Annotated in this window: 11 protein-coding genes; 6 read left to right on the top strand and 5 right to left on the bottom strand. The window is 47.0% G+C overall.

Annotation, left to right across the window (positions count from 1 at the left end):
• The first annotated feature begins 3 nt into the window (after positions 1-3).
• The 4 genes from AAAA73_RS00265 (at position 4) to AAAA73_RS00250 (ending at position 4,146) form a co-directional block, all read left to right on the top strand.
• On the top strand, positions 4-1,047 hold the full coding sequence (locus AAAA73_RS00265) for an ABC transporter ATP-binding protein (RefSeq protein WP_340596254.1): 1,044 nt from the start codon (positions 4-6) through the stop codon (positions 1,045-1,047).
• An 8-nt stretch (positions 1,048-1,055) separates the two neighbouring features.
• Entirely contained in the window at positions 1,056-2,501 is a 1,446-nt protein-coding gene (locus AAAA73_RS00260) for an alpha-amylase (RefSeq protein WP_340596134.1), read from the top strand.
• 7 nt (positions 2,502-2,508) lie between these two features.
• Positions 2,509-3,480, top strand: a complete 972-nt coding sequence (locus AAAA73_RS00255) for an ROK family protein (RefSeq protein WP_340596133.1) — start codon at positions 2,509-2,511, stop codon at positions 3,478-3,480.
• Between the two features lie 144 nt (positions 3,481-3,624).
• Positions 3,625-4,146: a hemerythrin domain-containing protein gene (locus AAAA73_RS00250; protein ID WP_340596132.1), complete on the top strand. Its 522-nt coding sequence runs from the start codon at positions 3,625-3,627 to the stop codon at positions 4,144-4,146.
• Between the two features lie 67 nt (positions 4,147-4,213).
• Here AAAA73_RS00250 and AAAA73_RS00245 read toward each other — a convergent pair whose 3' ends face one another.
• Genes AAAA73_RS00245 through AAAA73_RS00235 form a run of 3 tightly spaced genes read right to left on the bottom strand, consistent with a single transcriptional unit; the run spans position 4,214 to position 7,988 of the window.
• Positions 4,214-5,428 carry a glucose-6-phosphate isomerase gene (locus AAAA73_RS00245; protein ID WP_340596131.1) on the bottom strand — a complete coding sequence of 405 codons (1,215 nt, stop codon included), beginning with the start codon at positions 5,426-5,428 and terminating at the stop codon, positions 4,214-4,216.
• A gap of 37 nt (positions 5,429-5,465) precedes the next feature.
• A complete protein-coding gene (locus tag AAAA73_RS00240; protein WP_340596130.1) occupies positions 5,466-6,620 on the bottom strand; it encodes a hypothetical protein in 1,155 nt (384 codons plus the stop codon).
• Between the two features lie 6 nt (positions 6,621-6,626).
• A complete protein-coding gene (locus AAAA73_RS00235; RefSeq protein ID WP_340596129.1) occupies positions 6,627-7,988 on the bottom strand; it encodes a hypothetical protein in 1,362 nt (453 codons plus the stop codon).
• Positions 7,989-8,286: 298 nt separating this feature from the next.
• Here AAAA73_RS00235 and AAAA73_RS00230 point away from each other — a divergent pair, with 298 nt between their 5' ends.
• Complete coding sequence (locus tag AAAA73_RS00230; RefSeq protein WP_340596128.1) at positions 8,287-8,736, top strand: MarR family winged helix-turn-helix transcriptional regulator; 450 nt, start codon at positions 8,287-8,289, stop codon at positions 8,734-8,736.
• Positions 8,733-9,146, top strand: a complete 414-nt coding sequence (locus AAAA73_RS00225) for an organic hydroperoxide resistance protein (protein WP_340596126.1) — start codon at positions 8,733-8,735, stop codon at positions 9,144-9,146. Before AAAA73_RS00230 ends, AAAA73_RS00225 begins: the two co-directional genes overlap by 4 nt.
• 99 nt (positions 9,147-9,245) lie before the next feature.
• On the opposite strand, the gene AAAA73_RS00220 is transcribed toward AAAA73_RS00225, so the two are convergent.
• Positions 9,246-10,154, bottom strand: a complete 909-nt coding sequence (locus AAAA73_RS00220) for a PfkB family carbohydrate kinase (RefSeq protein WP_340596125.1) — start codon at positions 10,152-10,154, stop codon at positions 9,246-9,248.
• A 54-nt stretch (positions 10,155-10,208) separates the two neighbouring features.
• Entirely contained in the window at positions 10,209-11,465 is a 1,257-nt protein-coding gene (gene rlmN, locus AAAA73_RS00215) for a 23S rRNA (adenine(2503)-C(2))-methyltransferase RlmN (RefSeq protein ID WP_340596124.1), read from the bottom strand.
• Positions 11,466-11,697: the final 232 nt, after the last annotated feature.

Here is an 11,697-nt window from a genome sequence, read left to right as displayed (position 1 = left end):
AATATGGCTACAATTGAATTTTCCAACTGCGCAAAAAGTTTTGGTTCGGCAAAAGTTCTAAAAGACATTTCCCTGGATATCGCTGCGGGTGAGTTCCTGGTTTTGGTCGGACCTTCCGGTTGTGGCAAATCCACCTTGCTTCGTACATTGGCAGGTCTTGAAACATTGGATTCAGGAACTATCAAAGTAGGCGGCAAAGTCATCAACAACGTGGAGCCTCAGGATCGTGACTTGGCAATGGTCTTCCAAAGCTATGCTTTGTATCCACATATGACAGTCGAAGAAAACATGGGCTTTGGTTTGAAATTGAAAAACATGGCTCAGGCTGAAATCGCCAAGCGCGTGAAAGAGATCGCGGATCTTTTGCAAATTTCTCACCTGCTGGCTCGTCGCCCGAAAGAACTTTCCGGTGGTCAACGTCAACGCGTGGCTTTGGGACGTGCCCTGGCTCGCCAGACACCGGTGGTTTTGTTTGATGAACCTCTTTCAAATTTGGATGCTCACTTGCGCACGCAAATGCGTGTTGAAATCAAACGCCTGCATGAAAATTCAAAATCCACGATGATCTATGTAACCCATGATCAAATGGAAGCGACGACTATGGGCGACCGTATCGCTGTATTGAAAGACGGCGTGATCGAACAAGTCGGAACACCAACCGAGATCTATCACCGCCCTAAAAACATGTTCATCGCAAGTTTCATCGGCTCCCCTGAAATGAATTTCATGGAAGGCAGCATCGTTCGCCGCCTGCCATGGCCGGAGGCCCAAAAAGCCGACCAAGTTTTGGGAGTCCGCCCTGAAAGCTTTAAAATCAATAAGGGCGATCTGGGTAGCCAGGACATTGCCTTGGGTGACTACACGGTGGAACTGTCAGAAAACTTAGGTGGCCAACAGATGCTGCACGGTCAATTAGAGGGACAAAGCGTGAGAATTATTACGGATTCCTTGGATAAATTTTCCAAGGGTCAAAAGGTTCCACTAAAAATAGATCTGACAAAGGCCCACCTGTTTGATAAGAAAACAGGACAAAATCAGAGGCTATAGGAGTCCGCGTGTTTTCAAAGTTGCAACGTTCAATCTTACTCCTGACTGTTTTGTTGGGCACAAGTTCAGCGCTTGCAGCTCCAAGAACAGTATTCGTGCAACTTTTTGAGTGGCCATGGAGAGATGTTGCACGCGAGTGTGAAGTTTATCTGGGTCCCTCTGGTTTTTCTGCCGTTCAAGTTTCTCCTCCCCACGAACACATGATTCACAACGGCGCATGGTGGGAGCGCTATCAAGTTATCAGCTATAAATTGGAATCCCGCGGAGGCAATGAAGCCGAATTTGCCGACATGGTCAGACGTTGTAACGCCGCTGGTGTCGATGTCTATGCTGATGCAGTTATCAATCACATGGCTGGATTTCCACAAGGTGTCGGCTTTGCGGGTTCCAAATTCACTCACAAAGAATATCCGGGACTTTATACTTCCAACGATTTCCACGCTTGTGGTCGCAATGGTCATGACAACATCGTCAACTATCGTGACCTGTATGAATTGCAGTACTGCCAGTTGGTAGGGCTTGCGGATTTAGCAACGGGAGCACCGAAAGTTCAGCAGACAATTGCTGAATATCTGAACCACATGCTTGATTTGGGTGTTTCGGGCTTCCGCATTGACGCCGCAAAACACATTCCTGCCCGTGATATCGCGCAAATCGTTCGTAAGATGAAACGCAGCGCTTACGTGTTTCAGGAAATCATCCATGAAAACGGCGGCCCGGTTCAATACGGTGACTACTTTGCTGGTGGTGATGTTACGGCTTACGAATATCCATTCATTCTTGGTGGCAGCATCAAGTATGGTGGCCTGGGAAATCTTTTAAACCTGTCCCGCGGTCTTCCTGACAGCGAACATTCTTTGGTGTTCGTGACGAATCATGATCTTGAAAGAACCGGCGATGGAAACATCCTTCGCTACACGGGGGCTGATCACAATGTGTATCGCCTGGCTCAAATCTATATGCTGGCTTATCCTTACGGTTATCCGCAGGTGTATTCAGGCTACGATTTCACATCTTACGATCAAGGTCCACCGATCGGCCCAAATCTGCGCACTTTGAATGTCCTTGCCAACGATAACACATGTGTAGCCCCTTGGACTTGCGAACACCGCCTTCCTGAGGTGGCCGCTATGGTCAACTTCAGAAATCAGACGGACAAAGCATTCTACGTGAACAACTGGAACACTGACGGCTTCAGTTTTGTTGCATTCAGCCGCGGTAATTTGGGTTTTGTTGCTTTGAATTTTTCAAACAACTCCATCACACGTGACTTGCAAACAGGCCTGCCTGCGGGCAACTACTGTGACCTGACTGGCCCGTCTTACAGCCGTCAGCTACGCAAATGCACGGATATGAAATACAACGTCAAATCTGACGGAACTATCACTGTGACCTTGCCTCCATACTCATCTCTGGTACTTTTGAACCGTGAGCAATTTAAAAACAAAAAATAAAAAATCTATGACGAAAAAAACTTATACCATTGGTTTCGACTTGGGCGGAACCAAGCTGGCTGCAGCTCTTCTGGATAACCACGGAGAGATGCTTGATTTCATCAAAGTTCCTGTCGACATGAAACGCGAGGGCTCTGCCCAAAAAACTCAAAAACGCGTGATCCAAGTCATGACTGACATCGCACTTGATTTCAAAAAACGTTTTCCTAAAGAGACCTCTGCAACTGTCTTTAAAGGCATCGGCCTGGCTAGTGCCGGACCTTTGAATGCTGAGGAAGGAAAACTTATAAATCCGGTGAATTATCCTGGTTGGAAAGTTGTTCCTATCCGCGACATGGTTGAAAAGGAAATCGTAAAACACGGATTTAAAACGAAAGTTTACTTCCAGCACGATGCCACGGCTGCTGCTTTGGCGGAAGGCTGGGTTGGCGGAGCAAAGGGCATGAATTCCTTTGCTGTCGTTACTGTGGGAACAGGTGTGGGCTCTGGAATTATCTTTAACGGTATGCCCTGCCAAAGCCGCGGGATGGGTTCTGAATGTGGGCACTTCGTGGTCGACATGATGGGCTTGAAAAACAATCCTGACAAAATTCACCACTACACTGTCGAGGGCCTGGCTTCTGGAACCGGTCTTTTGCGCCGGGCGAAAGAAATGGGTTTCACTGGAAACTCTGTCGAGGAGTTGGTGGACACCAAAGATCCTAAATACGGTAAGTTGTATTCAGACATGGCTGTAGCTTTGGCAAGTCTTTGCCATGATCTTTCCCTTTCATTTCATCTGGAAAAAATCTTCATCAGCGGTGGCCTGATCAAAATCAAGGATCTTTACTTCAAAGAAATGAAAACGAACTACTCGAAATTCATTCGCGGGATCAATACTGATCTTGAATGCAAAATCGAAATCGCCAAAACAAAGAATCACGCAGGCGTTTTGGGTGCGGGATACCTTCCGCATCTTTACAGCAAATCTGGTAAATAACATTCCAAAAATCCACACGGAGGGGCAAAAATCCTCTGTGTTTTCTCATGCAGGCTCTTCTACTGCCAATAGATTTTAGTACAGCTCTAAATTTCGTCAGGACCATCGCTTGCAAAAGCTTCCCCTCAGACGGAGGCGCTTGCGATGGAACAAATACGCACACGAAAATCCCATCCCTATGACATCGTTCAAATTATCAAAGACGATCACAGGAATTTGAAAGCCCTCTTAAGCACCCTTAAAGATGACAACGAACCTTACTTGAAAAAACAGGAAGCATTCCAAAAACTCGCACTGCTGCTCGAGGCGCACGTCGGCCCCGAGCTGGAAACCTGGTACAAGTGTTTAAAATACGAACATCGGTTTACGGTCGAGATATCAGAAGGCGAATTAGAGCATCGCCTGGCCCTGCAGATCTGCAAAGACATGGAGGCAACAACATCCGAGGGATCGTTTATGCTGAAAGCCCGCGTCCTCGCAGAGATGGCGCTTCATCAAATCATGGTAGAGGAAAGGGACCTTCTGCCGGAACTTGATGTGGCCACGACACTCGACAAGCGGATCGAGTTGGGATTGATATATTTGGAAATGCAAAGACACATCGAGGTCCTGCAAAACAGCGAACACCACCTGTATCCGCATTCTTCGCCGGATCAATTGCAGTGAAATAAAAAAGGGAACTCCGCTTTGAGTTGTTGCGGAGTTCCCTTTTTCCTCTAAATGAATTTAAAAATTACTTCTTAAGCTTGGCCTTTGCCAAAATCTTACCGGCCTCTACACCTGGCTGATTGAAAGCATCAATCTTCAGGTATTCGCCCAATCCTGCCACAACCAACTGCCAGAACATGAACAGGTAACCCAATGTTTCTTCATCCAAGGCTTTTGTTTTCAAAGTCATTGTTGAAACACCGTTGGCAACCAGGGCTTCTTGGGTTGCCAAAGCTTCTGCCTTCAACAGCTCACCCATCGTGCGACCTTGCAGATCCATTGTTTCTTTGAATTGCGCATTTTTGATACGCATAGAGCCGCCTTCAGCTTCATCCACGCGCTGGAAGATCACGAACTTGTCTTTTGTGCCTTCCATCACCTGTTGCAGGATGGAGTGCTGGTCGGAGGCACCAATCGCTGCAATCGGAGTTGATACTCTTGGCGCTGGAGTTCCTGCGCGAGTCACTGGTTTACCCAAAGACTCCGCCCACAACTGTGCAAACCAGCCGCCGAAGTCTTTCATGCGGGAATTGTAGGACCACAGAAGAGTGATCCACTCTTCACGATTGTAAGACTGAATAACCTGCGCCATTGTTTGCGTGATCGTCGCAGTATCCAACAAAGCACGTTTTGCACCCACGCGGAACTTTTCAAGATCCAATCCAAGGTACGCAGCAGGAAACATTCCCACTGGTGAAAGAACCGAAAAGCGACCACCGACATCCACTGGAATTTCGCATTCTGGAACTTTGTGCTTGCGAGCCCATTCTGTTAAAGAGCTGGCTTTGCTTTCAGAGATAACAATCGAATTTGAGGGAAGGTGCAAACCTTCATCTTTATAAACTTGATCCAAAAGCTCCAATGCACACAAGGATTCAATGGTTGTTCCGCTTTTGGAAATGAAAGCCCAGGCTACGTCTTTCAGATCACCCAACTCGTCGATCAAGGTTTCAAATACCAAGGCATCAACGTTATCAACGAAGAACATGTTGTTGGCATTAAAGACTTCGCGAATTACACGTGTGCCCAGGGAGCTTCCCCCCAACCCCACGATCACCATTTTTTTGAATTTTGCAGAAAACTCTGCGCCCATTTTATGGGACTGTTGCCACAGGTTGATTCGCTCAACCAATTGCGGAAAGCCGATCTCTTTTCTTTGCAAAAACAATTTCAAAGATGACTGGCATTCCTGAATAAGATTATCGGGATTTGTGAATTTGGCCTGTGTGATTTCCAACATCGTGATTTCTCTTTCCAACAGCGGTTGTTTGGAAAAACTACGAAATCGCGACGTCTTCCTCGATACGGTGATATCCGTTCCACTCTTTCAGACGTCCACGTGGGCGTCCGCCGTCTTCTGGATATTCAATCAGGCAATAGGTCAATTTCGTGATTTTTCCAAGAGACACGATATCTAAAGAAGTGATCTCAGTCCATGTTCCTGTGTTAAAATATTCTTTGTGTTCAGACCACTGGCGGTACTGGTACACATGGGTGTGTCCAAAAACCACCGTATGAACCCTGTCGTCCCCCAGGATTTTACGCGCCGACTCACTTAAATCCGGAAAAATCGCACTTTCCAGGATGACCTGGATAATACGTTTCAATGGCCAATTACGGCGAGGATCTTTAACGAAGGCACTTTTAAAGAAGTATTTATAGGCCATGGCGAAGGCCTTAACCATCGTCATGGTCTCATTCAGCAACGCCCAGCGCACCATTTTCCCGAAAGGGCGAATCTTGTCCACGTGGGGATACGTTTGCTTGATCTTTAGAACGACTTCCAAAAAGAAATGGGAGCCGAACGGAAGATTCAAAATAGGCTCTACCAGATTCTTTTTCAGGAAAAACTTTTTGGGGTCCATACGGTTTGCAGCTTCGTGCATGTGGCCGTGCTCGATATGTACACCATCAAAGAAATAAACGATGTTTTTAAAGCGCACCGGCGCACCAATCACCTGGTTTACATAGGCGCGACAAGCGGGCCACAACATCCCCTGATCATGGTTGCCCACAATATAGGTAATGGATTTGCCAGGCTTCGCTGCAAACTCTGCCATGGCCTTAAAGACATTTTCATGGCCTTTGACCACATCCTTTAAAATATCCAGGGTGACCGCTTCAGTAATAACGGAAAGAAAGTGACCTTTGTAATCACACTGCAGGAAGTTGAAGAAGTCACCATTGATGATCAACTCCACCTCGTAGTCACGATAAACACCCGTGGAGTAGTAGTGAATAAACTCCACCAGTTTTTCGCCGTAATAGAATTCTTCCAGGGAATTGATACCACCTTCAGGCAAAAGACGTCCTTTGCCCAAATGCAAATCGCTGATAACCACCTTGATTTTCTTTACAGGTGCAGGTTTGACAACCGTCTGGCTGCCATCGCTGGATTCTGTCCTGGTTTCTACTGGTGATGTGGGGTCCATGAATTCCTACTCAGCTTTTTTGAGTGGAACCGGGCCGCCTTCTTCTTTGACTTCCAAATTAGAAAGAGCCAAACGCAGAGCACGCTCCGTACGTTTGAATTGGTCCTGATTCCCCTCGATAGTCTTGTTCAACTCAAGACACTTATTACGATAATTATCGAGTTCCTGGGAAAGCTGATCAATCTTTCTTTTCTGGTCTAGAATATACTCATCTTTGGACCGAACTAATGCCGCTTTTTCAGCACGCAAAAGCTCTAGACGATTTTCCAGTTCGCGTTCGCGAACACGGATCTTTTTGAAATCAGATTTAAGTCGAGTTTCCAGCTCATCGACTTTCACGCGAGCTTTGGCAACTTCGTTTTCCTTATACTGAAGATTACCCTTCAGAATCAGGATTTCGCTTTGGAAGGATTCACGGTCTTCCGCTTTTTCCTTCTCAATCGCGACAATGCGCACACCCAGCTCGTCAGTACGAGTGCGAATGATTTCACCGGCCGAAGCCAGCTCCTCATTCTCGCTGCGCAGGAATTCAACTTCTTTTTCCAGCTCCAGAATACGCTGTTGCGCCAACTTCAGATTCTCTGCCTGCGCAAGACTTGCATCCACGGATGTCATCACATTCGCAGAACCCGCACGATTGCTGCCACGGAAATTACCGACGCTGACTTTCACATCAACATTCGGTGACTTACGCGCACCTAATCTGGCATTGGCAAATCCTGAAACCGCCAATGTGCGATCCGCGTCTGTATTGGTTGCATTTGTGTGCGAACTGGAGGCCGCTGAATCCTGAATGGAAACTGTTTTGTCTTCTTTGGAGTCCTCGCCCATGGATGCCGCCAGAGAATCCACCGGACTGGTGAAATCATCCTGGTACTCAGGCATTTCCACGACATGATCATCATCACTCTCGACGCTGGCGATATCGTCAATGCTATCGATCGCCTGATAGTCCCCTTCGCTGGAAGGACCGTCATAAGCCTCCATTGAAGGAGTCTCATATTTAGGGCGAGGAGGAATATCGAAACCTACGGGTTTTTCCCCGTCCAGCATTTCATCACCGGAAGAAAACTCTTCGACAACTTTATTTTCATAGTCGTCGCCTTGTTCAGCACTGGTATATTCAGCCATGCCACCATTGAATTCAGATTCATCGATATCGGCACCGACGTCCTTTTCAAGGCCTGACCACATATCTTCATCACCATCTGCACTTGCAGAAGACGCCTGATGATAATCCGTCGGCTCATCGGCCACCGGCTTCTCATCTTTATGGAACGAACCATCCTCTTGAATACCACGGACATCGTCCATCAGTGACTCAATCAGATTTTCCGCTGCTGAAGATTTCTTTTTTCGTTTCGACATACTAGTGGAATTATCGGAAATTCCTCAACTTCTCTTAAGGAACTCCCACGGGATTCCACCTATCTGGCACAAGGTCCAGCCCCAAAAGGTACGGACTTACCTCATAACCACCAAGCCCACTTTGGCCCCACCTTCCCCGCGAGCAGAACCTCGCAAATCCGTCTCAAAAAGAAACGCCAGAGGTACGGCCTTACCTCGCAGGTAAGGCCGTACCTCTTGGCGCAGGACCCCGCATGTATTATTTTTATATTGTATGCAATTTAATTGCACACAATATAAATCAGCGTAGAATCAGGGCATGAACCAAAAACTGCTTTTGAAAAACCAGCTTTGCTTTCCGATCTACGCGGCTTCCCGACTGATCACACAGCTTTATGCAGAACACTTTAAAGCTTTTGATCTGACGTATCCGCAGTACTTGGTATTTATGGTTCTGTGGGAAAAAGCTCCGCGCAAAGTGACCGAGATTGCAGACCTTTTGATGTTGGATACGGGAACTGTCACTCCCCTGATTAAGCGCATGGAGACTCGTGGCTGGGTCACCCGCAAACGCTCTGCCAAGGACGAGCGCACGGTCGAAGTTCACCTGACCGCCGAGGGTCGCAAGCTGGAAAAGCACTTCGCTTCGGTCCCTGAGAAACTGCTTTGCAATGTCGAATGCAAACAGACAGAGCTGCAGGCTATTTACAAAAATTTGAATAAGTTAAACGAGCAAATGAGAAAAGCCTTAGAAGGAGGTCATTCATGAGTAAGCTCTATACAGCAGTTGCAACCGCAACTGGCGGACGCAACGGAAGGGTAGAAAGCTCTGACGGAGTCCTGAATCTTGAAGTACGTATTCCCAAAGAAATGGGCGGATCAGGTGGAGCCTTCACCAATCCGGAACAACTTTTTGCAGCCGGATACGCAGCCTGCTTTGATAGCGCGCTGAATTTTGTGGCCATGCAACAGAAGACGAAAATCACGTCTACTGTCACGGCAGACGTCGGCATCGGTCCGAACAATGCTGGTGGCTTTGCTTTGGCAGTCAAATTGCGTGCGAAGATAGAAGGTGTTGAGCGAAACATCGCCCAGCAACTTCTGGAGACGGCCCACAAAGTGTGCCCTTACTCCAACGCCACTCGCGGCAATGTTCCTGTTGAGATCGAACTAGTCTAACCCCTCCCGTAAAAGGCAAAGACTATACAAAATAAAAAAGGCAGATCTTAGTGATCTGCCTTTTCTTTTGCAATGCGTCCGTAAGTAGGACCTGGCACCTTATACGGTGATGACTTTTTTGTATTCTGCCAGACGTTTTTCAAGATCTGCCAAAGTCACTTTGGAAAGTGCCTTCACCGAGAAATCCTGGATTGTGTGAGACGCCATCATGGAGCCCATGATGCAGGCTTGTTTCAAAGTGTTCAATGTTGGAGCTTCTTTTTGAGCGGCGATGTAACCGAAGAAACCGCCGGCAAATGTATCTCCCGCACCTGTTGGATCGATCACTGTTGGGATCGGCATTGCAGGCAGAATGAAGTAACCCGCTTCTTTCGTGTACATAGCGAAACCGTACTCGCCACGTTTGATAACTACCGCTGAAGGACCCATTGCTGTGATCATTGGCGCAGCAGAAATCGCATTGGAAGCGCCAGTAAGCATTTTCGCCTCACCTTCGTTGATCAACACAAGATTCACTTTTTTAACAACTTCAAGCAAAGCGTCTTTCTTGATGTTGATCCAAAGGTTCATTGTATCAAGACCTACAAATTTAGGTTGTTTAACCTGAGACAAAACCTGCAACTGAAGTTCAGGTGCGATGTTTGCCAAAAATACGAAGGAAGAATCTTTATAGTGCTCTGGCAATTGTGGATTGAAGTGTTCAAAAACGTTCAACTCTGTGTTCAGAGTTTTCGCTTCATTCATGTCACCTTCGTAGGAACCCGCCCAATGGAATGTTTTGCCTGGAACTTTGGAAAGACCGGTCAAATCAACACCACGGTTGTTCAAAAGATCATAGTCTTTTTGGTCATAGTCTTCACCCACAACACCGACCACGCGAACTTTGGAAAACAAAGATGCTGCCAAAGAGAAGTAATTCGCAGAGCCACCCAAGGCGCGATCAGCACGGCCCGATGGAGTTTGAATTGAATCGTATGCAAGACTTCCTACTACTAAAATTTCAGACATTTTGAATTTCTCCGGGTGATTTGCGCTTTGATATCTTCAAAGCGCGGCTTGAGACTAGTTAAGTTCTGTTTCGTTTTCAAAGCTCATCGCAGCAAATGCCGCATTTTTAGCAGCGTGCTCAGCTTTATGTTCCGCCAACAACTGACGTTTTGATTTAGGCATACCGGCCAAATCAGAATTGGAGATATCCATTGTCGCGTTTTCGTCTTTGTGCGTGCTGTTCAACTGACCGCAAGCCGCAAAGATATCGCGCCCCATAGAGCGGCGAAGAAGAACATGGCAACCCAAGCGATTCAGTTCCGTGTGGAACGCCTCGATGGTTGCATCAGAAGGACGCTCGTACGGCGCACCTGGATGTTCATTGAATGGAATGATATTGATTTTGCACGGCACACCACGAGTCAGTTTCGCCACCTGGCGCGCGTTCTCGATAGAATCCGTCACACCTTTTAGCATCACGTACTCGAACGTCACCTTGTCGCCCGTTTTGTCGGTATACTGCTTACAAGCATCCAACAACATAGTCGTGTTCCACTTCTTATTGATTGGCATCACTTGCGAGCGGATTTCATCCGTCGGAGCATTCAAGCTTACTGCCAAACGAACTTTGGAATCAGCAATACGCCACATCTCAGGAACGATACCGGAAGTGGAAACAGTGATTTTCTTACGGGAAAGATTAATACCCCATGGGGAATGGATCACGTCGATCGTTTTAAATACTGCTTCTGGATTATCCAATGGCTCGCCCATACCCATGAACACGATGTTCGTGATGCGCTGACCTTCGGCCAAAGAATCATGAACTTGCATGAACTGACCCACGATATCTTCAGTACGCAATCTACGTTTCAATTTTTGCTTACCGGTGAAGCAGAACTTGCAACCGATGTTGCAACCCACTTCAGAGGAAATACACAAAGTCAGACGGCCCTCAGATGGAATCACCACAGACTCAACACTTTGGTTGTCGCCCATGTCGAATAGGAATTTTTGAGTTCCATCCACGGACTTCAAGTGAGTCAAAGTTTTTGGAAGTTCGAAAGAAAGAAGTTTTGGAAGTTCTGCGCGGAAGTCCTTGGACAAATTCGTCATTTGTTCTGGATCCGTCACACGTTGCTCGTAAACCCATTTAAAGATTTGCTGAGCACGGAATTGCTCTTTGCCTTTACCTTTTAGGTAAGCTTTCAAATCCTCCAAAGTCATGGAGTAGAAGTTTGCAGCTTTGTTTTCCAGGGGTTTTGCGACGTTGTCGTCAGTGTAGTTGATTGGTGCAAGAGTGGCGCTTGTAGTCGCTTCGTTCAATTCCATCTTAGGGCTCCTCGGCTTATTACAGCCATGCTTGTTACAGCTGGGACTTTTGTGGTCCCGTTACATAGGATTAGCTGGTTTACACTTCCGCTTCGCGGAAGTACTCAGCGGCCGATTTTGTAACACAGCCCTTGGGGAACTTGTAGTAATTCCTTATATTTCAGCGCTTTAGCCAATAAAAAAGGCCCTATAAAAGAGCCTTTCTTGCAAAAAATGCTTAATTGTCCAGAGC

Origin of the sequence: Bdellovibrio sp. GT3 (assembly GCF_037996765.1) — a bacterium.
Taxonomy (GTDB): domain Bacteria; phylum Bdellovibrionota; class Bdellovibrionia; order Bdellovibrionales; family Bdellovibrionaceae; genus Bdellovibrio.
The sequence above is the reverse complement of the archived record's forward strand: the minus strand, read 5'-3'. Positions and strand labels throughout refer to the sequence as shown.